This is a genomic window from Nocardia sp. CDC160, assembly GCF_035818795.1.
In the GTDB taxonomy this organism is placed as follows: domain Bacteria; phylum Actinomycetota; class Actinomycetes; order Mycobacteriales; family Mycobacteriaceae; genus Nocardia.
The window spans coordinates 748069-769515 of the sequence record NZ_JAYKYT010000003.1; the positions used below are offsets into that span (position 1 = coordinate 748069).

At 68.3% G+C, this 21447-nt stretch carries 22 protein-coding genes; 13 read left to right on the forward strand and 9 right to left on the reverse strand.

Annotated elements, in window-relative coordinates:
- Window positions 1-127 precede the first annotated feature (127 nt).
- A complete protein-coding gene (locus VMT40_RS18115) occupies window positions 128-637 on the reverse strand; it encodes a hypothetical protein (RefSeq protein ID WP_326359486.1) in 510 nt (169 codons plus the stop codon).
- Between the two features lie 106 nt (window positions 638-743).
- On the opposite strand from VMT40_RS18115, the gene VMT40_RS18120 reads away from it, so the two are divergent.
- Entirely contained in the window at window positions 744-1682 is a 939-nt protein-coding gene (locus VMT40_RS18120; RefSeq protein WP_326359487.1) for a diacylglycerol/lipid kinase family protein, read from the forward strand.
- A gap of 258 nt (window positions 1683-1940) precedes the next feature.
- Complete coding sequence (locus tag VMT40_RS18125) at window positions 1941-2195, forward strand: WhiB family transcriptional regulator (RefSeq protein ID WP_011211115.1); 255 nt, start codon at window positions 1941-1943, stop codon at window positions 2193-2195.
- Window positions 2196-2415: 220 nt separating this feature from the next.
- Here VMT40_RS18125 and VMT40_RS18130 read toward each other — a convergent pair whose 3' ends face one another.
- Both VMT40_RS18130 and VMT40_RS18135 read right to left on the reverse strand, forming a co-directional pair.
- The gene (locus VMT40_RS18130) at window positions 2416-3930 is read right to left on the reverse strand and encodes a sensor histidine kinase (protein WP_326359488.1); all 1515 of its coding nucleotides are present in this window, start codon (window positions 3928-3930) and stop codon (window positions 2416-2418) included.
- 89 nt (window positions 3931-4019) lie between these two features.
- Window positions 4020-4235, reverse strand: a complete 216-nt coding sequence (locus VMT40_RS18135; protein WP_326359490.1) for a biotin/lipoyl-binding carrier protein — start codon at window positions 4233-4235, stop codon at window positions 4020-4022.
- A gap of 90 nt (window positions 4236-4325) precedes the next feature.
- Here VMT40_RS18135 and VMT40_RS39390 point away from each other — a divergent pair, with 90 nt between their 5' ends.
- Window positions 4326-4400 carry a 50S ribosomal protein bL37 gene (locus VMT40_RS39390; RefSeq protein WP_153805149.1) on the forward strand — a complete coding sequence of 25 codons (75 nt, stop codon included), beginning with the start codon at window positions 4326-4328 and terminating at the stop codon, window positions 4398-4400.
- Between the two features lie 80 nt (window positions 4401-4480).
- Here VMT40_RS39390 and rsrA read toward each other — a convergent pair whose 3' ends face one another.
- Together rsrA and VMT40_RS18145 are read right to left on the reverse strand one after the other, a co-directional pair.
- Entirely contained in the window at window positions 4481-4750 is a 270-nt protein-coding gene (rsrA, locus tag VMT40_RS18140; protein ID WP_326360233.1) for a mycothiol system anti-sigma-R factor, read from the reverse strand.
- 8 nt (window positions 4751-4758) lie between these two features.
- A complete protein-coding gene (locus tag VMT40_RS18145) occupies window positions 4759-5409 on the reverse strand; it encodes a sigma-70 family RNA polymerase sigma factor (RefSeq protein WP_326360235.1) in 651 nt (216 codons plus the stop codon).
- A 336-nt stretch (window positions 5410-5745) separates the two neighbouring features.
- On the opposite strand from VMT40_RS18145, the gene ybaK reads away from it, so the two are divergent.
- The 4 genes from ybaK to VMT40_RS18165 all read left to right on the forward strand — a co-directional run bounded on the left by ybaK (window position 5746) and on the right by VMT40_RS18165 (window position 9055).
- Window positions 5746-6240 carry a Cys-tRNA(Pro) deacylase gene (ybaK, locus tag VMT40_RS18150; protein WP_326359491.1) on the forward strand — a complete coding sequence of 165 codons (495 nt, stop codon included), beginning with the start codon at window positions 5746-5748 and terminating at the stop codon, window positions 6238-6240.
- A gap of 117 nt (window positions 6241-6357) precedes the next feature.
- Complete coding sequence (locus VMT40_RS18155) at window positions 6358-6912, forward strand: MarR family winged helix-turn-helix transcriptional regulator (protein WP_326359492.1); 555 nt, start codon at window positions 6358-6360, stop codon at window positions 6910-6912.
- Window positions 6909-8609 (forward strand): MDR family MFS transporter, encoded by a 1701-nt coding sequence (locus tag VMT40_RS18160; protein ID WP_442790000.1) that lies wholly within the window; start codon window positions 6909-6911, stop codon window positions 8607-8609. The genes VMT40_RS18155 and VMT40_RS18160 overlap by 4 nt, the downstream gene beginning before the upstream one ends.
- Before the next feature lie 173 nt (window positions 8610-8782).
- Window positions 8783-9055 carry a hypothetical protein gene (locus VMT40_RS18165; RefSeq protein ID WP_326359493.1) on the forward strand — a complete coding sequence of 91 codons (273 nt, stop codon included), beginning with the start codon at window positions 8783-8785 and terminating at the stop codon, window positions 9053-9055.
- 27 nt (window positions 9056-9082) lie between these two features.
- On the opposite strand, the gene VMT40_RS18170 is transcribed toward VMT40_RS18165, so the two are convergent.
- The gene (locus VMT40_RS18170; protein WP_326360238.1) at window positions 9083-9850 is read right to left on the reverse strand and encodes an SOS response-associated peptidase; all 768 of its coding nucleotides are present in this window, start codon (window positions 9848-9850) and stop codon (window positions 9083-9085) included.
- A gap of 169 nt (window positions 9851-10019) precedes the next feature.
- Here VMT40_RS18170 and VMT40_RS18175 point away from each other — a divergent pair, with 169 nt between their 5' ends.
- Window positions 10020-11528 carry an aldehyde dehydrogenase family protein gene (locus tag VMT40_RS18175; RefSeq protein WP_326359494.1) on the forward strand — a complete coding sequence of 503 codons (1509 nt, stop codon included), beginning with the start codon at window positions 10020-10022 and terminating at the stop codon, window positions 11526-11528.
- Window positions 11529-11577: 49 nt separating this feature from the next.
- On the opposite strand, the gene VMT40_RS18180 is transcribed toward VMT40_RS18175, so the two are convergent.
- Window positions 11578-11889, reverse strand: a complete 312-nt coding sequence (locus tag VMT40_RS18180) for a hypothetical protein (RefSeq protein ID WP_326359495.1) — start codon at window positions 11887-11889, stop codon at window positions 11578-11580.
- A gap of 85 nt (window positions 11890-11974) precedes the next feature.
- Here VMT40_RS18180 and aroA point away from each other — a divergent pair, with 85 nt between their 5' ends.
- From aroA to VMT40_RS18200, 4 genes are read left to right on the forward strand one after another with little or no spacing between them, the layout of a single operon-like run.
- Complete coding sequence (gene aroA / locus VMT40_RS18185) at window positions 11975-13252, forward strand: 3-phosphoshikimate 1-carboxyvinyltransferase (RefSeq protein WP_326359496.1); 1278 nt, start codon at window positions 11975-11977, stop codon at window positions 13250-13252.
- Complete coding sequence (gene rsgA / locus VMT40_RS18190) at window positions 13219-14256, forward strand: ribosome small subunit-dependent GTPase A (protein WP_326359497.1); 1038 nt, start codon at window positions 13219-13221, stop codon at window positions 14254-14256. The genes aroA and rsgA overlap by 34 nt, the downstream gene beginning before the upstream one ends.
- A 60-nt stretch (window positions 14257-14316) precedes the next feature.
- Complete coding sequence (locus tag VMT40_RS18195) at window positions 14317-14550, forward strand: hypothetical protein (RefSeq protein ID WP_326359498.1); 234 nt, start codon at window positions 14317-14319, stop codon at window positions 14548-14550.
- A 28-nt stretch (window positions 14551-14578) separates the two neighbouring features.
- Window positions 14579-15103 (forward strand): nitroreductase family deazaflavin-dependent oxidoreductase, encoded by a 525-nt coding sequence (locus VMT40_RS18200; RefSeq protein ID WP_326359499.1) that lies wholly within the window; start codon window positions 14579-14581, stop codon window positions 15101-15103.
- A 56-nt stretch (window positions 15104-15159) separates the two neighbouring features.
- Here the strand turns inward: VMT40_RS18200 and VMT40_RS18205 are convergent, their stop codons facing one another.
- Window positions 15160-17796 carry a helix-turn-helix transcriptional regulator gene (locus VMT40_RS18205; protein WP_326359500.1) on the reverse strand — a complete coding sequence of 879 codons (2637 nt, stop codon included), beginning with the start codon at window positions 17794-17796 and terminating at the stop codon, window positions 15160-15162.
- Window positions 17797-18181: 385 nt separating this feature from the next.
- Here VMT40_RS18205 and VMT40_RS18210 point away from each other — a divergent pair, with 385 nt between their 5' ends.
- Window positions 18182-18499, forward strand: coding sequence for a hypothetical protein (locus VMT40_RS18210; RefSeq protein ID WP_326359501.1), 318 nt, complete (start codon window positions 18182-18184; stop codon window positions 18497-18499).
- 14 nt (window positions 18500-18513) lie between these two features.
- Here VMT40_RS18210 and VMT40_RS18215 read toward each other — a convergent pair whose 3' ends face one another.
- Window positions 18514-21120, reverse strand: coding sequence for a helix-turn-helix transcriptional regulator (locus VMT40_RS18215; RefSeq protein WP_326359502.1), 2607 nt, complete (start codon window positions 21118-21120; stop codon window positions 18514-18516).
- Window positions 21121-21447: the final 327 nt, after the last annotated feature.

The following is a 21447-nucleotide window of genomic DNA, read 5'->3' on the forward strand; positions in this document are numbered from 1 at the left end:
CTGGTGCGCATCGACAAGCGCCCGCTCACCTCTCCAAGGTGGGCGGGCGTCCAAAAATCCGTCTCCGGGCCACTGAGGCACCCCTAATGGCCAGTGGAGCCCAACCGTCCGGTCCTGACCGACCCCACTAGTCCTCGGCGATCCCGTACCCCGCGGCCATCCACCTGTTCGAGGCCGGAGCGAACAGCGACCCCAACGCCGCGAGCGCCAGCAGTCCGAGCGGCGCGCCGAATTCGGGCCGGTCCGAGGTGAACATGTAGTACGCGACGCCCAGCAGCAATAGCTGCGTCAGCGTCGCGATGGCCCGCCCCCACCGCTTCCCGCGCATGAGCCCGATGCCCGCGGCCAGCACCGCGCCGCCGAGAATGGCCGCGTATCCGGCGGTGAGATAGCTGTTCTTCGGGCTCTGCGCCGAGCCGTTCGCCCCGACGACGATCAGCACGACCATGGCGACCAAGCCCAGCGCGCCCTCCAGCGCGACCAGCGCACCCGCCACGCGCACGGTCGTCGGCACCGCCTCGCGCGCGGTTGTCGGCACCGCATCGCGAGCGCTCGTCGGCACTGCGTCGGGCGGGGTCGTCGGCACCGCCTCGGTCTCGTCCGACGGCTTCTGCTCGCCCTTGTTCTGCTCAGCCACGGTCCCAGCCTACGACCGAGCGTCGTTGCCGAATCCTGGACCCGCCCACGTCTTTCCGACGGGACTCGGGCAGCCGTGTCGCGACGGACCTAAGTAGGCTGCGGGGGTGCGGACCCTGCTGATCGTGAATCCGAATGCCACCTCGACCACCCGGTCCACTCGCGATCTGCTCGCGCACGCCCTGGAAAGCCGCACCCAGCTCACCGTTCGCCAGACCGAGCACCGCGGGCACGCCGCCGAGCTGGCGCGCTGGGCCGCCGACACCCGCATGGATCTGATCGTGGTGCACGGCGGGGACGGCACCGTGAACGAGACCATCAACGGCTTCCTGCCGCTGCCCGGTCGGCCGCAGCGCGAATGGGTGCCGCGGCTCGGGGTCATTCCGGGTGGTTCGGCGAATGTGTTCGCGCGCTCGCTGGGCATCGAGCCCGATCCGGTGACGGCCACCAATCAGCTCATCGATCTGGTCGCCGACGACGCGGACCGCCGCATCGGGCTGGGCGTCGCCGATGACCGCTGGTTCTGCTTCAGCGCGGGCGTCGGCCTGGACGCCGATGTCTGCGAGGCCATCGACGACAAGCGCGCGAACGGCAAGGCCGCCACGCCCGCCCGCTATCTGCGCACCACGGTCAAGCAGTTCTTCCGCGCCAAACGCCATGCCCCGCAAGTGACCCTGGACATTCCAGGTCACGAACCGGTTACGGATGTCCATTACGCATTCGTGACCAATGCCAGTCCCTGGACTTTTCTCGACAACACGCCCGTCGTCACCAACCCCGGTACCGCCTTCGAATCGGGTCTCGGGGTGTTTGCCATGCGGACCATGGGCGTCCTGCCCACCCTCATGATCGCGCGGCAGTTGCTGACGCCCGGAGGGGATCCCAAGGGCCACAATTTGTTTCGAGAAGACGATGTACCTGCGGTAACCGTCACCGCGGAGGAACCGATCGGCTTGCAAATCGACGGCGACTTCATTGGCCGACGCAACATGGTGAATTTCACAGCCGTCCCGGATATCCTCGATGTGGTCGCGCCGAAGCCCTAGCCGGTTCGACACACCTGAGAAACCTAGCTGTTGCGCTGCGAAAACCCGCTCGACCGAGTACAAATGACACGGCGGACCCCCATGTAGGGGTCTTACAGCGTGAGCTTCCCCACGGTGCACCAGGTATCTATTGACATCTACGGTGTTCGTGAAAGCATTCACAAGCAACCGTGCGGAAACATTCGAGTCGCACAAGTGAACGGACCACAAACCCGAAGGGGCAGCGCCATGCGCGCGCCCTAGCAAAGGAGCAGAGGAATGGACTGGCGCCACAAGGCCATCTGTCGCGACGAGGACCCCGAACTGTTCTTCCCGGTGGGTAACAGTGGTCCGGCGCTCGCGCAGATTGCCGATGCCAAGCTGGTCTGCGCTCGCTGCCCCGTCACCGCTGACTGCCTGTCCTGGGCCCTGAAGTCGGGCCAGGATGCCGGTGTGTGGGGTGGTATGAGCGAGGACGAGCGTCGCGCCCTCAAGCGCCGCAACGCTCGCACGCGTACGCGCACCGTCGTCTAACCAGCTAGACGACAAGGCGTTACGGCCCATCCCAGCCTCGGGGCCGCAACGCAATTCGGCCCGGCACCACCACAGGTGCCGGGCTTAAGTGTGTAAAGGGCCGACTCGGGGGAACTCTCCGATGCAATTCCCGCTCAACGGGATTGATCATTTCGAACGAAAGTTCGGACACAGATTTTTCACTATGCCCGAACTTATGCGTCGGGGAACATATTTCGGGTCAGCGGGCGGAGCGGCGGCCCAGGGGGACTCGTAGGACCGCGTCGGTGCCGACATCGGCTCCCGGGTGAAGTCCGATGGAGCCGCCCAATTCGGCCGTGACCAGTGTGCGGACAATTTGCAGGCCCAACCGGTCGGAAGCTTCCAGGCTGAAACCGTCGGGGAGGCCGCGGCCGTCGTCGCTGATGATGACGTCGAGCCAGCGCGCCGAGCGTTCGGAACGGATTGTGACCGTACCGTTCTCGCCCGCGTCGAAGGCGTGCTCGATGGCGTTCTGCACCAGCTCGGTCAGCACCATGACCAGCGGCGTCGCGCGTTCGGCGGAGAAGACGCCGAGCGATCCGGCGCGGCGTACCTTGATGCGGGCGGTGTGGACGGTCGCCACATCGGCCATGATCGGCAGCAGGCGGTCCACCACCTCGTCCAGATCGACCTCTTCGTCAACCGACATCGACAGCATTTCGTGTACCGAGGCGATCGAGGTGACGCGGCGGACCGATTCGGTCAGGGCCAGGCGGGCCTCTTCGTTCTCGGTGCGGCGGGCCTGTAGTCGCAGCAGCGCGGCCACCGTCTGCAGATTGTTCTTCACCCGGTGGTGGATCTCGCGAATGGTCGCGTCCTTGGACAGCAGCGCGCGGTCGCGCCGCTTCACCTCGGTGACATCGCGGACCAGCACCGCGGCCCCGGCCAGCTCACCGTGCGGGCGCAGCACCAGGGTGCGCAGCAGCACGGTCGCGCCGCGCGCCTCGACTTCCATTCGGCGACCGGCCTTTCCGGCCAGGGCCGCCTGGATATCGCCGACCACCTCCTGCGCGTCGAACGGGTCGGTGATCAGGGAACGCGTGGTCAGGGCCAGATCCTGGCCGACCAGATCGTTCTGCAAACCCATGCGGTGATAGGCCGAGAGCGCGTTGGGGCTGGCGTAGACCACGGTGCCCTCGGTGTCGAGGCGAATGAAACCGTCACCCGCGCGGGGGCTGGAGTGCGCGCCGGTGCGGTCCTCGAGCGCGGGCCAGGTGCCGTCGGCGACCATCTGACACAGGTCGTCGGCGCAGGACATGTAGGCGATCTCCAGGCTGGACCGCATCTTGCGGCGCTGGACATCGGTGTCGCGGCCGAGCACGGCAATGATGTCGTCGCCGACCCGCACCGGAATCGCCTCGCGCATGGCGTGCACGGGATGCGGGTGATAGACGCCGGTCAGCACGGTATCGGTCTCGAAGCGAACGATATCGGCGTTCAGCAGCGCCTCGAAGACGTGCGGATTGGCCTCCTTGGTGGCCAGGCTGCCGACCAGGTCCTCCGGATGCACGGTCGGCGCGGTGGTGGGACGGCACTGGGACACGCACACCACCTCCGCGCCCTCGCTGATCGGGCCCGTACCCACCCACAGCAGCAGATCCGCGAAGGACAGATCCGCCAGCAGCTGCCAGTCCCCCACCACCCGCTGCAAATGGTCGACGGCCGCACCCGGTAGATCGGTATGCTCGGCCAGCAGATCACTCAGTGTCGACATTCACCCACGCTCCTCGGTTCCCACGTCGAGGGTATGTTCCCACGCGGGACGGGCGCGACGCGGCAGCGGCAGGTCAGGGGTTCGGGACCTCAGGAGATGACGGCGATGAGATCACCGGGCTGCAGCACATCGCCCGGCTTGACGTTGATGGAGGCGACGGTGCCCGCGGTCTCGACGATGACGGGGATCTCCATCTTCATCGACTCGAGCATGACGACCGGATCGTCGACCTTCACCTCGTCACCGACGGAGACCAGGATCTCCTGGACGGTCGACACCATCTCGGCCTTCACTTCCTCAGCCATGCACACCTCTCGCGTTGAGCGACCCGTAGCCCCTGACGGTACAGCCAACCACACATGGAAGAATGGCGGCCGACTGAAGGGAGAGTACCTATGGGTAAGCGTGGACGTAAGAAGCGTGGCCGCAAGAAGAACGCAGCCAACCACGGCAAGCGGCCGAACGCCTGAGCTGCGATAAAAGGCTCGAAAACCGTTGAGCGGCACCACTTCCCATCGGGAAGGGTGCCGCTCAGCCGTTTGCGTATATCTTATTCGGCGCTGTCGGCCTTGGTCTCGACCACGCTGTAGCTGGTCCGGATCTCCATGGTCAGGCGCTGGCGCAGCGAATCCGGTGCGCGGTCGCCGCCGCACTTGCGGTTCAGCAGCGACTTGAGTTTCTCCTCCAGGCCGTAGGCCTCGATGCACGGCGAGCAGCGATCGATGTGCTCGCGCAACCGCTGCTTGACGGCCGCGTCGCACTCGTTGTCCAGCAGCAGCCAGACATCGGCCAGCACCGCCGAGCAGTCCAGATCTTCCATCTCGTCGCTCACTGTGTGACCTCCTCACGAGCCGCGTCGTTGCCCGACCGGTTGAAGCCTCGGTCCCGCGCCACGTCCGCGAGCAGACCCTTGAGCTGCTTGCGTCCGCGGTGCAGTCGGGACATGACGGTACCAATGGGAGTGCCCATGATTTCGGCGATTTCCTTGTACGGGAAGCCCTCCACATCGGCGTAGTACACCGCCATCCGGAATTCCTCCGGAAGCTCCTGCAGAGCGGCCTTGATGTCGTCGTCGGGCAGCGCCTCGAGCGCCTCCATCTCCGCCGAGCGCAGACCCGTGGAGGTGTGCTCGGCGGTGGAGGCCAGCTGCCAGTCGGTGATCTCGTCGGTCGGATACTGCGCGGGCTGGCGCTGCTTCTTCCGATACGAGTTGATGTAGGTGTTGGTGAGGATGCGGTACAGCCAGGCCCGCAGGTTGGTGCCCTCGCGGAAGGACTTGAAACCCTGGTACGCCTTGGCGAAGGTCTCCTGCACCAGATCCTCGGCATCGGCCGGGTTGCGGGTCATGCGCAACGCGGCACCGTAGAGCTGGTCCAGCAGCGGGAGCGCGTCACGCTCGAACCGCGCGGCCAGTTCCGCGACGGATTCGGTGCTCCTGGCACCGGATTCGTCCGCTTCGTCGTATCCATCAGTCCCCACAGGGAGGTCGACCGCTTGATCGTCACCGGCGTCGATGCCCTCGCTGTCCGAGTCGTCATCACGCAGGCGATCGACCATGTCGTCGTCGCTCGTCACGCTAATCCCTTCGATCGCCGTAGCACTTGAATCTACCGCGAACAGGAATTCGGCCAGGAAACCGGCCGGGGGCGCTTCGACCAGAACGGTCACCGACTCCTCCTTCAGAATTGGTTGCCCACGCTTCGGCACCGTGGGCCCTGCGGTTGCTGTGAAGCGCGTATCGCTTGCAACAGGCCGGGCGCGCACCCTGTTCCCAACACCGGAAATCCGGTTGCGTTCGGTGATTAGGGTGAGCCCATGGCAGTTGCTTCGACCCCGGCGATCAAGGCATTGGTGCAGGCGAAAGTGGAGCATCGGGTACACGCGTATACCCATGACCCGCGCAGTGATTCGTACGGGGCCGAGGCGGTGGCGGCGCTGGCCGAGCAGCTGGGAGTTACCGCCGGGCAGATCTTCAAGACGCTGGTGATCGAGCTGGGTTCGGGCGCGCTCGCGGTGGCGGTGCTGCCGGTGCCGACCAAACTGTCGCTGAAGGCGGCGGCCGCGGCACTGGGTGGCGGCAAGGCCGCCATGGCCGACAAGGCGAAGGCCGAACGCACGACCGGCTATGTGCTCGGCGGGGTGTCGCCGCTGGGACAGAAGAAGCGGCTGCCGACGGTCGTCGACGAGTCGGCGCTGGGCTGGGATCGAGTGCTGTGCAGTGCGGGCAAGCGCGGGCTCGAGATCGAGCTCGCCCCCGCTGACCTGGTGAAACTCACGAGTGCGGTGACCGCTCCCATCGCCCAGGCGTGAGCGGAGACACAACCTCCGGAAAAAACTTGCCATACGGCAACCATCGGGGAATACTTGCGTCGTACAACTAGTTGACGCATACAAGCAGTTGCCTGATACAAGGAGGTGAGACCGACCGTGACCGACGATGACCCGGCGATTACCCAGCCCCCAGCCGACATCGACGACGGCCTCGTCGACGCCATCGCATTCGAGATCGCCCGCCTCACCAAATTGCGCGATCGCACCAACGCTCAGATCGCGGCCCTCACCTCGGGCGAGATCGAACCGGCGGCCTTCGCCATCCTGTTCCAGCTCATCCACTGCGGCCCGAAGCGGTCGGGCGCGCTGGCCGAGGCTCTCTACTCGGACGCCTCGACCATCAGCCGCCAGGTGGCCGGTCTGGTCAAGCGCGGACTCATCGAGCGCCGCGCCGATCCCACGGACGGTCGGGTCAGCGTGCTCGACGTGACCGAGGCCGGGCGCGCGGTGGCCGCCCAGATCCGGGCCCGCCGCAACGACTCGCTGCGCCACATGCTCGAGGACTGGACCCCCGAGGAACGGGACGTCTTCTCGAATCTGTTGCGGCGCTTCGTCGACGGCTACGAGGTGACCCGGCAGCGCATGCTCGCCGATATGGCCGCCCACAAAGACCTGCAGTCCTATTACGCACCCGCGGAGAACAATTCGTGACTACACAAACGGAAGCGGTGGAACCCGAAGTCAATTCGGCGGGGTTCACCCACAAGCAGATCCTGGTCATCATGAGCGGCCTGATCATGGGCATGCTGCTGGCGGCCCTCGATCAGACCATCGTGTCGACCTCCATCCGCACCATCGCCGATGAGCTGCAAGGCTATTCGGCGCAGGCGTGGGTGACCACCGCCTACCTGATCACCTCGACCCTGGCCACGCCGCTCTACGGCAAGCTCTCGGACATGTACGGCCGCAAGCCGTTCTACCTGGCCGCCATCTCCATCTTCGTGGCAGGCTCGCTGGCCTGCTCGATGGCGACGTCGATGTACGAGCTGGCCGCCTTCCGCGCGTTCCAGGGCCTGGGCGCGGGCGGTCTGATGTCGCTGGCGCTGACCATCATGGGCGACATCGTCTCGCCGCGGGAACGCGCCCGCTACCAGGGCTACTTCCTGGCCGTGTTCGGCACCTCCAGCGTGGTGGGCCCGGTCATCGGCGGCGTGCTGTCGGGCACCGACGAGATCCTGGGCGTCACCGGCTGGCGCTGGGTGTTCCTGGTGAACGTGCCGATCGGCATCATCGCGCTGGCCGTGGTGACCCGGGTGCTGCGCCTGCCCAAGCGTCCCGTCACCAAGGTGCCGATCGACTGGATGGGCATCTCGGCGCTCATCGTCGGCCTGGTGCCGCTGCTGGTGGTGGCCGAGCAGGGTCGCGAATGGGGTTGGACCAGTGGACATTCCGTCTTCTGCTACATCCTGGGCGCGATCGGCGTGCTGAGCTTCATCGCCGTGGAGGCCAAGCAGGGCGACGCGGCGCTGATCCCGCTGCGAATGTTCAAGAACTCCACCTTCGCCCTCGGCGTGGTCATCTCGGTGGTGGTCGGTGCGGCCATGTTCGGCGGCATCACCCTGCTGCCGCAGTACCTGCAGGTGGTGCAGGGCGCGAGCCCGACCAAGGCGGGTCTGCTCATGCTGCCGCTGGTGGCGGGCATGATGACCGGGTCGATCCTGGCCGGTCAGCTCATCTCGAAGACCGGGCGGTACAAGTACTTCCCGCCGGTGGGCGCGGCGCTGCTGACCTCGGGCCTGTTCCTGCTGCACTTCGTCTCGGCCGACACCAAGCTGTGGGTCGTCATGATCTTCATGGCCATCACCGGCTTCGGCCTGGGCAATCTGATGCAGCCGCTGACCCTGGCGCTGCAGAACGCCCTGCCGCCCAAGGACATGGGCGTGTCCACCGCGGCCGCGACCTTCTTCCGGCAGATCGGCGGCACGCTGGGTGTGGCGGTGTTCCTGTCCGTGCTGTTCACGCAGCTGGCCCCGAACATCACCACCTCGCTGGAGAACGCCGCCAAGCCCGGCACCTCGTTCTCGATCGCTGCCGAGCAGGCTCTGAAGGGTCCCGACTCGACCGATAAGAAGGTCGTGCTGGAGCTGGCGAATCCGCAGACCGCCCCGGGGGTCGCGGGCCAGGTGCTCAATGACAGCTCGGTCGTCCAGAAGCTGGATCCGGCGCTGGCGCATCCCTTCAAGGAGGGCTTCGCCAACTCCATGGACAAGGTGTTCCTCTCGGTCACCCTCGTGTCCCTGATCGGCTTCGTCCTGGTGCTGTTCTGGAAGGAAGTGCCGCTGCGGACCGCGGGCGGCATCCAGGCCCGCAAGGAAGCCATCGAGGCGGCAGACGCCGCGGCAATCTGATTCAGCCGCGGACAACCGAATAGAGCAGTGCCCCCGCCGCAACGACGCGACGGGGGCACTGTCATTTCACATTTCGGGCGCTTGTCTGTGAGTTACTTGGGAGCGAGCAGTGAGCTTGGTGTGAACCCTTTGTCCGCAAGGTCCGATTCGAACCCGAGGATGTGATGAGGTTGATGTCTGCCCCCCGACTTGTCGCCGCAGCGGTACTCGTGCTGGCACTGGGCTCAGGCCCATTGACGATGGCCACCGCGACCGCCGGGCCGGTCAATCCGAGCTTCCCGAACCCGGGAGCGCCGGACAACAACGGACAGCAGCCCAAGAAGGACGAGCACGTAGACAAGGCCGAAAAGCTCGGCGGCGGCTTGATCACCAAGCTCATCGACTCGGCCGCCGACACCCTCAAGTGCACCCTGAATATCCCGATCCCCACCGTGAAATGCGGGTAGCGGGACACGAATGAGCTTGCGGGCCGGTCAGATCAGACTGATCTGACCGGCCTGTTCGTCTACCTTGCCCAATAGCTCGGGGCCATTGTTCTTGACGCTGTTCACCAGCGACGGCACCTCGCGCATGAGGATGTCCGAAACCGCCTCGGGGGACGGGGTTTCCAGCAGCTCTTCGGGGGCCGGGTGGTCCGGGTCCAGCCAGGCGTCCCAGTGCTCGCGCGGCATGGGCAGCGGCATGCGGTCGTGGATCTTGGTCAGCTCACCGACCGAATCGGTGGTCAGGATCGTGCAGGACAGCAGCGGTTTCGCGTCGTCACCCAGGCTGCGGTCGCGCCAGACCGACCAGAGACCGGCCATGTAGAGCCGCCCGCCATCGGACTTGGACATGAAATACGGCCGCTTGACGGCCTTTCCGAGCGAATCCGATTCGGTCACCCACTCGTACCAGCCGTCCATGGGCACCAGGCAGCGGCGCTTCTTCACGGCGTCGCGGAAGGAGGCGGTGGTGGCGGCCTTGTCGGCGCGGGCGTTGAACAGCGGCTTGCCCTTGACCGGGACGCCGGGCTCGGCGGCCTTGGTCCACACCGGAATCAGGCCCCAGCGCATGGCCCGGATGCGCAGCGTGGCCGGATCCTCCGGATGGTCGCGGTCGTGCCGCTCGACGACCGTGAGCACCTGATTGGTCGGGGCCACGTTGTAATTGGGGCTGAAGCCCTTGTCGTCGGTCTCGTCGATAGCGTCGAGCTCGACGGCCAGCTTCGCGGGATTCGTCGTAGTCGCATACCTACCGCACATGCCGACCATGCTCCCACCACCCACCGACACGCTGCCACCGCCCACCGACACCCGCAGCCGAGCCACGTCGGCGATGACTCGCGCACAATGTGATGGCAATTGACATCACTTGGGTGGTGTGAGACGTTCGTCTCATCACACTCTCATCCTCAAGGGATCGCCGCCAATCATGACTGCCACCGAAACCGCCCCGCTCGATCAGGCCGACACGCTGACGTCCGTCAACCCCGCCACCGGCGAGACCCTCGCCACGTACCAGATCGATGATGAGGCGGCGGTACACGCGGCCGTCGCCAAGGCCCGGACCGCGGCCGCCACCTGGGGTGCGCTGAGCTACGCCGAACGCAAGAAGCATGTGCTGCGCTGGGGCTCGAAGTTGGTCGAGAAATCCGATGAACTCAGCGAGCTCATCCACGCCGAGAACGGCAAGCCGCTCGACGACGCGTTCCTCGAGCTCATGCTGGCCCTCGAGCACATCAAGTGGGCCGCCTCCAATGCCGAGAAGGTGCTCAAGCCGCGCAAGGTCTCCCCGGGCGCGTTCATGGCCAATTTCGCCGCCCACCTGGAGTACCGCCCGCTGGGCGTGGTCGGCGTGATCGGGCCGTGGAATTACCCGGTCTACACCCCCAACGGCTCCATCGCCTACGCGCTGGCCGCGGGCAACTGCGTGGTCTTCAAGCCGAGCGAATACTCCACCGGCATCGGCAATTTCGTGGCCAAGGCGTTCGCCGAGGCGAATCCGGAACTGCCGGACGGCGTGTTCATCACCGTCAACGGCTACGGCGCCACCGGCGCGGCGCTGGTCAAATCCGGTGTCGACAAGCTGGCCTTCACCGGGTCCACCGCGACCGGCAAGAAGATCATGGCAGCGGCCGCCGACACCCTCACCCCGGTGCTGCTGGAGTGCGGCGGCAAGGACGCGGTGATCGTGGCCGCTGACGCCGACATCAAGGCCGCCGCGGACGCGGTCGCCTGGGGTGCGACGGCCAACTCCGGCCAGACCTGCGCGGGCGTCGAGCGGGTGTACGTGGACAAGTCGATCGCCGACGAGTTCATCGCCGAGGTGAAGCGCATTCTCACCGATATCAAGCCGGGTTCGGACGCCAAGGCCGCCTACGGTCCGATGACCATGCCCAGCCAGGTCGATATCGTGCGCCGCCACATCGAGGACGCCCTGAAGAACGGCGGCAAGGCCGTGCTGGGCGGGCCCGAATCCGTCAAGGGCCCCTTCATCGAGCCGGTCGTGCTGGTGGATGTGGACGAGTCCTCGGAGGCGGTGTGCGAGGAGACGTTCGGGCCGACCGTCACCATTCGCACCGTGAACGGCATCGACGAGGCCGTGGAGCTGACCAACAAGAGCAAGTACGGTCTGGGCTCGGCGGTCTACTCCAAGAAGCAGGGCATGGAGATCGCCCGGCGGCTGGAAGTCGGCTGCACCTCGGTGAATTCGGTGCTCTCCTACGCCGCCATCTCCGGACTGCCCTTCGGCGGCGTCCGCGACTCGGGCATCGGCCGCATTCACGGCGCGCCCGGCCTGCTGGAATTCGCGCGGCCGCACTCGATCGCGGTGCAGCGCTTCACGATTCCGGGCATGGCATTGCTGTCCTACACCCGGACCGACCGCACCATGAAGCTGCTGCGCAAGATCGTGCCGCTGGTTCACGGGCGCGCCAAATAAGTTGACACTCGCGAATGCCGGTCTCCTTGCAGGAGACCGGCATTCGACATTATGAGACGGGCGGCAGCGGCGGCGGGGCGAAGAACTCTTCCAGCGGGGTCGGGCCCGTGTAGCGCTGGCAGTTGCAGCGCGCCCAGGCCTTGAAGCCGACACCGGTCTTGCGGAAGGTCTCGGCGTGGCAGTGTCCCGCTTCGCGGTCGTGCAGGGCCAGGTCGTGGCCGCAGCCGCAGACTGCCGGACTCTGCTGTTCGGACTTGGTTCGGCGAGCGCTGACCCGGCCCGCGAGCCAGCCGCCGCCGACGAGCGCGCCCCCGATGACGAGGCTGATGGGATCGATCACCGGACCAGTATACGTACTCATATACGTATACGTCTAGCTCGATTCAACCCGCCCCGGAAACGGACGCAACGCCCGCGACACCCCGATCGTTTGGGAGGATAGGGACGTGACTTTCTGGCCCGCGCCCCACGTCCGAGTTCCCGTCCACGCGACCGTGACCCTGCCCGGGTCCAAATCCATTACCAATCGGGCCCTGATTCTCGCCGCGCTGGCGGATCGGCCGTCCACCCTGACCGGCGCGCTGCGCAGTCGGGACACCAACCTCATGATCGACGCGCTGCGGGCCATGGGCGTGGGCATCGAGGGCGAGGCCGAGACGCTCGTCGTCACCCCGCCGACCGAATTCACCAGTGCCGTGGTCGATTGCGGGCTGGCGGGCACCATCATGCGGTTCCTGCCGCCGGTGGCGGCGCTGGCGCACGGCGATGTGGCCTTCGACGGGGACGAGCAGGCGCGGGTGCGGCCGCTGGGCACGATCCTGGAGGCGCTGCGCACGCTGGGCCTCGATATCGACGGCAATCAGCTGCCCTTCGTGGTGCACGGGATGGGATCGCTGCGCGGCGGGCCGGTGACCATCGACGCGTCGGGCTCCTCACAGTTCGTGTCCGGGCTGCTGCTGTCGGCGGCGCGATTCGAGCAGGGCGTCACGGTCAATCACGACGGCGGGCAGCTGCCCTCCATGCCGCACATCGAGATGACCGTCGAGATGCTGCGGCGCGCCGACGTGCGGGTGGACGCGCCGACGGATCCGCGCAAGGCGCAGACCTGGACCGTCGCGCCCGGGCCGATTCGGGCGGTGGACTGGGAGATCGAGCCGGACCTGTCCAATGCCACCCCGTTCCTGGCGGCCGCGGCCGTCACCGGTGGCGAGGTGAGCATTCCGCACTGGCCCCGGTACACCACCCAGCCCGGCGACGTGATCCGCGAGATCCTGGTGCGCATGGGCGCGGAGGCCCGCTTCTACGACAGCGTGCTCACCGTGCGAGGTCCGGAACGGCTGGCGGGCATCGACATCGATCTGCACGACGTGGGCGAGTTGACCCCGACCGTGGCCGCCCTTGCGGCACTGGCGGATTCGCCGTCGCGGCTGCGCGGCATCGCGCACCTGCGCGGGCACGAGACCGACCGGCTGGCGGCCCTGGCCACCGAGATCAACCGCCTGGGCGGCAAGGTGACCGAGACCGAGGACGGGCTGACCATCGTGCCCAACCCGCTCAGCGGCGGCCAGTGGCGCTCCTACGCCGATCACCGAATGGCCACGGCCGGAGCGATTATCGGCCTGGTGACGCCGGGTGTGGAGATCGAGGACATCGGCACCACCGCCAAGACGCTGCCGAATTTCGTGCAACTGTGGGACGGCATGCTGGCCGGAGTAGAGCACTGAGGCGGCGCGAGTACGACGAGTCCGATGTCCGGGTGCGCCCGGGCAAGGGCTCGCGCCCGCGCACCAAGACCCGGCCGCAGCATCTGGATGCCGAAGCGGCCATGGTGGTTTCGGTGGATCGCGGGCGCTGGGGGTGCGTGCTGGACGACGATCCGGATCGGCCGGTGACGGCTATGCGGGCGCGCGAGCTGGGCCGCACCCCGATCGTGGTCGGCGATCGGGTGGATCTGGTCGGCGACCTGTCCGGCAAGCCCGACACCCTGGCCCGCATCGTGCGGGTGGCCGATCGGCGAACGGTGTTGCGCCGCACCGCCGATGACACCGATCCGTTCGAGCGGGTGGTGGTCGCCAATGCCGAGCAGCTGTTCATCGTGGTGGCGCTGGCCGATCCGCCGCCGCGCACCGGGTTCGTGGAGCGGGCCATGGTGGCGGCGTATGTCGGTGGGCTGGAACCGATTCTGTGCCTGACCAAACACGATCTGGCGGCCGACTCCGAATTCGCCTCGGCCTTCGAGGATTTGGATCTGACCATTGTCTACGGCGGCATCGAGGATCCGGTGGAGCCGGTGCTGGACCTGCTCGACGACAAGCTCACCGCGCTCATCGGGCACTCCGGGGTCGGCAAGTCGACCCTGGTGAACCGCCTCGTCCCGGACGCGGATCGGGCGGTCGGCGAGGTGTCGGGCGTGGGCAAGGGGCGGCACACCTCGACCCAGTCGGTGGCGCTGCCGTTGAAGGACGGCGGCTGGGTCATCGACACCCCGGGCGTGCGGTCCTTCGGGCTGGCCCACATCACCCCCGACGATGTCATTCAGGCGTTCTCGGATCTGGCCGACGCCATCGAGGACTGCCCGCGCGGCTGCACCCATCTGGGTCCGCCCGCGGATCCGGAGTGCGCGTTGGACGAGCTACCGGGCAAACAAGCGCGTGTGGCGGCCATTCGGCGTCTGCTCACCGCCCTGAATTCGAACGACCCGTGGTTTCGCGGACACACCGAACCCTGAGTTAGCTGATAAATCGCCCATTCGATACCTTTTGTGCATAACCGGCACGAAGGGAACCTCATGGGCGAGAAAATCCCCGAACCGCCGCCCGCCAGCGAGCGGCGGCACCGAACCGCCAAGGCCGCGCGGGGCGCTGTCAAAGGCTCGGAGGGCGCAGCCGGGGAATTGCCGAACAAGGACGCCGAGGCACCGAATCGGCCCGCGGAATTGGCGCGCGCACACGAGGACGACCGTTCTCCGGCGGATCCGCACGATTGGCAGGACGAGTGGGATCGGGCACGTTGGGCTCCCTAGCGGCGAATGGGCAAACATAATCGGGGGCATGGCTTTCGCTGAATGGCGTCGGCGGCCCGACGCGCCCGGACGCTGGAATCCGCTGCCCCGACTGGGCCGCACGCTGGCCCGCCGCCGCACGACCATGCGCACCGCACCGGCGGTCTTCGCGCTGGAGCGGTTCACCCGGCGAGTCACCAAGGGGCGCAAGGGGATATTGGATGTGGCGGGGCTGCCCGCGCTACAGCTGACGGTGCCGGGACGCCGCACCGGAATTCCGCGCACGGTCACCCTGCTCTATGTGCCCGATCTCTACGACGAGAAGAAGTTCCTGATTGTCGCGTCGAATTGGGGAAAGCACGAGCAGCCCGCCTGGTCGGCCAATCTGCGCGGCACCGATCGTGCCGAACTGCGGGTTCGACAGGACCGGTTCCCGGTGTCGGTGAAACAGCTGACCGGGGACGATCGGGATCGGGCCTGGCGGCGGGCCCTGGAATTCTGGCCGGGATACGCCATGGAGCAGCGGCTCGCGGGCAATCGCCGATTCCGGATTTTCGAGCTCACCCGCCTGTAGCTTGCGGAGGATTCGCTGCCTCGTGCGAACCGCACCGCTACATCGCGGATAGCGACTCAGCGTGGGCGGATCAGGCGCATGCCGTTGTCGAAATCGATGCCGCGCAATTCGGAACGGCCGGTGAGGCCGAGCTTTTCGAGAATCCGGGACATGTGGTGGCCGACCGTGCGGGGGCTCAGGAACAGTTCCGCGCCGATCTCGCGATTGGTGAGCCCCTGTGCGGCCAGCCGGGCGACCTGGGACTCCTGCGCGGTCAAGGGTGTCGTGCCCCCGGTGTGCTTGGCGCTGCCGGTGCCGGTGAGATCGAGTTCGACACGGGCCCGGGCCGCCCAGGCCGTCGCGCCGATGAGCTCGAAAGCATCGGCGGCGGACCGCAATTGCTCGGCGGCGTCGCGGCGTCGACGCACGCGGCGCAGCCACTTGCCGTAGAGCAGTTGGGTGCGGGCGCGGCCGAAGTTGGTGTGTCGGGCGTCGCTCCACGCCAGGGCGCGGCGGTAGTGGTGCTCGGCGCGGTCCTCGTCGGCGAGCAGCGCCCGGCAGGTGTGGGCGGCGGCGATGGCCCAGCGGGCGCGCGAATGGCGGGCCCAGGCCACGATCAGGTCGGCTCGCGCCGCGGCCTCCTCGAAACGGCCCACGCGGCAGGCGGATTCGACCAGGTCGACCGTGGCCAGCCGGGCGATGGTGGGATGCGCGGCCTCGTGCCCGGGCTGATACAGCACGCGCAGGCGGCGGTAGGCGGTCTCGGCGTCACCGGCGGTCAGGGCGTGGAATCCGTGGTGCCAGTAGGCCCCCGCGATGAGCGAGGGAATGCCGTGCGGGCGCGACACCGCCAGCGAGCGCTCGACGGCCCGCGCCACCACCTTCGCCTCCCCGCGTTGCGCGGCCAGCCGGGCCCGCAGGTTCCAGCATGCGGCGAGGATATTGTCCGCGCCCGCGCCGCGCGCCAGCTCGAACGCCTCGGTAAGCGTCTGCTCCCCCGCTTCCCAACGGCCGCACGCGAATTGCACGATGGCCACCTGTGGGAGCAGGCCGACCGCGGCCGCGCGGGTGTCGCCCTGGCGCATGCCCGCGGCCACCGCCAGATACGGTTCGAGCGCCCGCTGGGCCAGACCCCACTCCAGCAGTTGCGCGGCGGGCAGCAGCAGCCGGGCGGCCGCCGCGGGCGCGGGTTCGGCGTCGAGATCGTCGAGCTCGCGCGCGATCGCGGGGTCCTCGTCGGTGCCCAGCACCCAGCTCACCCGATCGACCAGCAGTCGTAACCAGTTCGCGGCGACGGGATCCCGCTCCTCGACGGCCGCGGCATCGCGCAGTAGCAGGGTGCGCGCGACGGCGGGCTCACCGGCGAACAGTTCGAGCAGACCGGCCAGGCCGGTGGCGGCCGCCGCGGTCTCGGTGACGGGGGCGCGGGTTTCCGCGAGGGCGAGCAGGCGGCGCGCGGACTCGAGATCGCCGCCCTCCCAGGCGTATCGGGCCGCGGTGGCCAGGCGCACCCCGGCCAGCACCGGGTCCGGGGTGATGGCGGCCGCGCGGCGCAGCACGGCGGCCGCGGCCAGCGTTCCGGCCCGCGCCCGCACCCGTTCGGCACCGTCCGAGAGCGCCTGGGCCAGTGCGGGATTCGTGCCCTCGATGACGACGGCCAGATGCCAGGTGCGCAGTTCGTCGTGCTCGGGGCCCCGCAGGGCATCGGCCAGAGCGAGGTGGACCGCGCGACGCAGGGCCGGGGCGGCGGCGTCGTAGGCCGCACCGCAGAGCAGACGCTGGCGGCGCTCGACGTGGCCGTCGGTGATCGCGAGCAGACCGGACGACAACGCCGACTCCCAGTGCGCGGCGGTGACCCCGAGCCGACCCGCCGCGGCGGTGACGGCGGACAGCATGCCGCGGTCCTCGGCGGCCGCCACGGTGAGCAGGGTGCGCACCGGTTCGGCCAGTTCGGCCAGCCGCCCGGCGAAGGACGCGCGCAGCAGCGGGCCGAAGGGCACCGGGCCCCAACCGATTCCCGCGAATTCCTCGGCCCCGATCGGAAGTTCCCGCAGCGCCAGCGGATTCCCGTCTGCGACCCGCAGAATGCGGGCGATGCGCGGCGCGCCGAGCGCGCCCACCCGCTGGGACAGCAGCTCGCGCGCCGGTTCGTCCGCCAGCGGGCCGATCGGAAGCACCGGCAGCGCGTGCCAGGCGGGCACGGCCGCCCAGTCGCTCACCGCCACCAGCAGCGCGACCCGGTCGGCGGCCAGGCGGCGCAGGGCGAAGGTCAGGGCGCGGGCGGTGGCGGCGTCCACCCAATGGGCGTCGTCGACGACCAGCAGCACCGGCCGTTGCGCGGCCACCGTCGACAGCATCGTGACCAATGCCGCGCCCACCAGGAACGGGTCGGCCGGACCGGTCTCGCGACCGAGGGCGGCGGCCAGTGCCCGCGCCTGCGGGGCGGGCAGCTCGGTGAGTCGGTCCGCCAACGGAATCAGCAGTTCGTGCAGAGCCGCGAAATCCAGTTCGGATTCGGCCGGAAATCCCCGACAGGTGATGACGAGAAATTCGCCTGCGTGCCGTTCCGCATCGCGAAGCAGTGCGGTTTTCCCGATCCCCGGTGCACCCCACAGCACCAATCCGCCACCGCGTCCCGCGAGTGCTTCGCTCACAACACGAGACAGTTCGGACTGTTCTCGTTCCCGCCCCCGGAGCACCTGAATCTCGCGCACATTGCAAGTTACCTCGGTTCGGGAAGCGCGAACAAACTCGATTTACGGGCCGTCTCAGCGGCTGAGATCGCATGGGGGATATGCGATTCCGAATCTTTCAACAATGACCGATACGGTGACCGATACAGCGACCGATTTTGAATGCGTTGTGCGCGAGTAGAATGCGGGCGCGTGGCCGCCACCCGAATTGGGGGCTGGCCAATACGCACTCCCATTGCATTCCCAGAAGATCGCGTGATAAACATTCGACCGCAGCGGAAAAGACCGCTGATTCGCACGGATCCCACGGGATTCCGGCTCCCCCGATCAGGATCGGTGTCGAAGGGGGACGTCGATCCTGATCGCAGGGGATGCGGGCGCCGACGGAACTGGTTAGCCTGCGCGGGTGGAAGACCGTGAGCGCAAGGAATTCTCGCCGCTCCTCGACGACGCCCTCGGCCCCGGCGCGCCCGTGACGCCCGAGGTGCGAATCGGGCGCAACGACCCGCACGACGGGTTACCCGAGTGTGTGCGCTGCGGCAAACCCGCCGCCCTGCACCTGCGGGCCGTGTGGCTGTCCACCCGCGCCGTGCTGGCCGGTGACACCGATGTGGACAGCCTGATCCAGGTGCACGCCTGCGGCGGTTGCACCGGCAGCGTCGCGGGCATGATCCTCATCAATTGGGATCCGCGCTACTGGGGCGAATCGGTGCACCTGGAATAGGGAGCACGAAATCCTCAGCGCGGGCGCACGATTCGCATGCCGTTGTCGAAGTCGACGTCGACCAGATCGGCGCGCCCGCTCAGCCCCAGCTTGCCGAACACCCGCGAGAGGTGATGGCCCACCGTGCGCGGGCTCAGGAACAGTTCGGTCCCGATCTCCCGATTGGTCAGCCCCTGGGCGGCCAGTCGCGCCACCCGCTGCTCCTGCGCGGTCAGCACCGAGGTCTCGCCGTGCGCGGTGACCGGCGCGGCGCGCCGCCCGGTGAGCTCCAACTCCTGCCGGGCGCGCAGCACCCACTGGTTCGCGCCCATCCGCTCGAACGCCTCGGCGGCCGCGCGCAATTGCTCGGCGGCATCGGCGCGGCGGCGCACCCGGCGCAGCCATTTGCCGTAGAGCAGTTGGGCGCGTACGTGATTCAGGTCGTGGCGGCTGCGGCGGACGGCCAGGGCGCGCCGGAAGTAGCGGTCGGCGCGCTCGTCGGTGCTCAGCAGTGCCCGGCAGGTGTAGGCGGCCGCGATCGCCCAGTCGGCGCGGGAGCGCAGCGCCCAGTCGCGAATGTCCGCGTAGTACTCGGCCGCCTCCGCGTGGCGGCCCACCCGGGTGGCCGCTTCCACCAGATCCACCGCGGCCAGCCGGGAATAGGTGGGGTGGCGGGCGTCGTGGCCGGGCTGGGCGAGGGTGCGCAGCCGCAGATACGCGGTCTCCGGATCGCCCAGGCTGAGCGCGTGGAAGCCCAGATGCCAATGCGCGGAGGCGATCAGCGATTGCGCCCGGCGCGGGCGCGCCAGCGCCAGCGCACGATCCGCGGCGTCCCGCACGGCATCCGAATCACCGCGCAGCGCTTCGATTTTCGCGCGCAGCGACCAGCAGTGCGCCAGCAGATTCTCCACGCCACCGGCCTCGGCCAGCTCGAATGCCTCGGCCAGGGTCTGCTGGGCGGCCGGAAAGCGGCCGTTGGCGAACTGGATGATGGCCAGCTGCGGCAGCAGCGACACCGCGGCCGGGGCGGCACTGCCGCGCAGTCGGGCGGCGGCCTGGGTGTAGGGCTCGAGGGCCCGGTCGGCCAGGCCCCACAGCAGCACCAGGGGTGCGGGCGGTAGCGGCCGGATCATGGAGTGGAAGCGTGAAATACCGTCTCGCACGGTGATTTCCGCCGGATCCAGCTCGAGGATGCCGTGCCCGGCGGACCAGCGCGCCCGGTCGGCGTCGAGGCGCAGGTTGGCCGCGGTGTCGGGATCCACCAGTTCGGCATCGCGCAGCAACAGGCTGGCGGCCCGTTCCGGTTCTCCCGCAACGAATTCCAGCAGTCCGGCCAGTCCGAGGCTCGCGGTCGCGGCGCGTTCGGCACCCAGGCGGGCGGTGGCGCGGTCGAGCAGGCCGCGCGCCGAGGCGATATCCCCGGCGGCCCAGGCGAATCGACCGGCCGCGGCCAGCCGCTCCCCCGCCCGCTCCGGGTCGGGGCTGATCGCGGCGGCCTGGCGCAGCATGGCCGCGGCGGTGAGCGAGCCGTGGTCGGCCCGCGCGGCGCGTTCGGACAGCATCGCCGCGAGCCGCTCGTCGGGTCGGTCGGAGGCCATGGCGCGGTGCCAGATTCGCAGATCCGCCTCGCCCGGCCCGGTCAGCGCGGCCGCCACGGCCAGTTGCGCGGCCCGCCGCTGCGCCGGGGTGGCGGCATCGTGGACCGCCGCGCACAGCAGCGCGTGGGTGCGTTCCACCCGGCCGTCGCCGACCGCGAGCAGGCCCGCGGAGGTGGCGGCCTCCCAGGCGGTCGGACCGGCCCCGAGCGCGGCGGCGGCCTCGGTGACGGTGCCGAGCACGCCGCGCGTCTCGGTGGCGGCCACGGTCAGCAGCACGCGCACATCGGCGGGCAGGGCCGCCACGCGCTCGCGGAAGGCGGCCCGCACACCGGGTCCCAGTGCCATGGGTTCGGGCGCGGTGCCCGCCAGTTCCCCGACCACGCCCGGCAATTCGTGCAATGCCAGCGGGTTCCCACCGGCGACGGCGAGGATGCGGGCCAGCCGCAGCGCGCCGAGCGGGCCGTAGCGGTCGGCGATCAGGCGACGCGCCTCGGCGTCGGGCAGACCGCCGACGGCCAGGGCGGGCAGTTCGCGCCAGAGCGTGTCGGCCGGGTCATCGCGCAGGGCCACCAGCAAGGCCACCGGCACCGCGGACAGGCGGCGGATGGCGAAGACCAGCGCCTGCGCGGATTCCGGGTCCACCAGTCGCGCTTCGTCCACCACCAGCAGCAGCGGACCCTGGGTGGCCAGCGCGGACAACAGTCGCACCAGGGCCGCGCCGACCAAGAAGACATCGGGGGTCGCCGATTCCAGCCCCAGCACCGCGCCCAGCGCCCGCGCCTGGGTCGGCGGCAGCATGCGCAGCCGGTCGGCCACCGGCAGCAGCAGTTCGTGCAGTGCGGCGTACCGCAGTTCCGATTCGGTCGAAATGCCCTGGCAGCGCAGCACCCGGAAGTCCGTGGCGCGGTCGACGGTGGCCCGCAACAGAGTGGACTTTCCGATCGCGGGTTCGCCGTAGAGCACGAGCCCCGCCCCCTGTCCCGCGCGCACCGCGCCCAGGACCCGATCCAATTGGATCCGTTCTCGTTCCCGCCCGTACAGCATTGGCTCCTCCCACACACCCCGAAATTTAGACGAGCTAATAGCCTGCAACCAAGTCGGGTCCGGCAACTGGCACAAAATGTCCTCGAATGACGCAGATCACAAAATTGAGGGGTGTAATTCACTTAACGCCCAGGTTCGTTCGGGCGATATCTTTGCCCATTTTCCACGCGACTCATGAAGTGAAATGGATGTGAATAACATTCACGGGGAGTGCGTCAGGAATCGTCAAGGGGGCGAAACATTCGGAGCGCCAATCATTTTCGCTGCGCGCGAACTCCCTGACCCTACACCGCGAGGCTCGCACAATCGGGGTCGGAGTGCGGTGGA

Excerpts from the sequence above, each read along its gene's own strand:
- VMT40_RS18125 (WP_011211115.1), top strand. The coding sequence starts at position 1,941 with ATGGACTGGCGCCACAAGGCCATCTGTCGCGACGAGGACCCCGAACTG.
- VMT40_RS18130 (WP_326359488.1), bottom strand. The coding sequence starts at position 3,930 with ATGTCGACACTGAGTGATCTGCTGGCCGAGCATACCGATCTACCGGGT.
- VMT40_RS18135 (WP_326359490.1), bottom strand. The coding sequence starts at position 4,235 with ATGGCTGAGGAAGTGAAGGCCGAGATGGTGTCGACCGTCCAGGAGATC.
- rsrA (WP_326360233.1), bottom strand. The coding sequence starts at position 4,750 with ATGGAAGATCTGGACTGCTCGGCGGTGCTGGCCGATGTCTGGCTGCTG.
- ybaK (WP_326359491.1), top strand. The coding sequence starts at position 5,746 with ATGGCAGTTGCTTCGACCCCGGCGATCAAGGCATTGGTGCAGGCGAAA.
- VMT40_RS18165 (WP_326359493.1), top strand. The coding sequence starts at position 8,783 with ATGTCTGCCCCCCGACTTGTCGCCGCAGCGGTACTCGTGCTGGCACTG.
- VMT40_RS18170 (WP_326360238.1), bottom strand. The coding sequence starts at position 9,850 with ATGTGCGGTAGGTATGCGACTACGACGAATCCCGCGAAGCTGGCCGTC.
- VMT40_RS18175 (WP_326359494.1), top strand. The coding sequence starts at position 10,020 with ATGACTGCCACCGAAACCGCCCCGCTCGATCAGGCCGACACGCTGACG.
- VMT40_RS18180 (WP_326359495.1), bottom strand. The coding sequence starts at position 11,889 with ATGAGTACGTATACTGGTCCGGTGATCGATCCCATCAGCCTCGTCATC.
- VMT40_RS18195 (WP_326359498.1), top strand. The coding sequence starts at position 14,317 with ATGGGCGAGAAAATCCCCGAACCGCCGCCCGCCAGCGAGCGGCGGCAC.
- VMT40_RS18200 (WP_326359499.1), top strand. The coding sequence starts at position 14,579 with ATGGCTTTCGCTGAATGGCGTCGGCGGCCCGACGCGCCCGGACGCTGG.
- VMT40_RS18215 (WP_326359502.1), bottom strand. The coding sequence starts at position 21,120 with ATGCTGTACGGGCGGGAACGAGAACGGATCCAATTGGATCGGGTCCTG.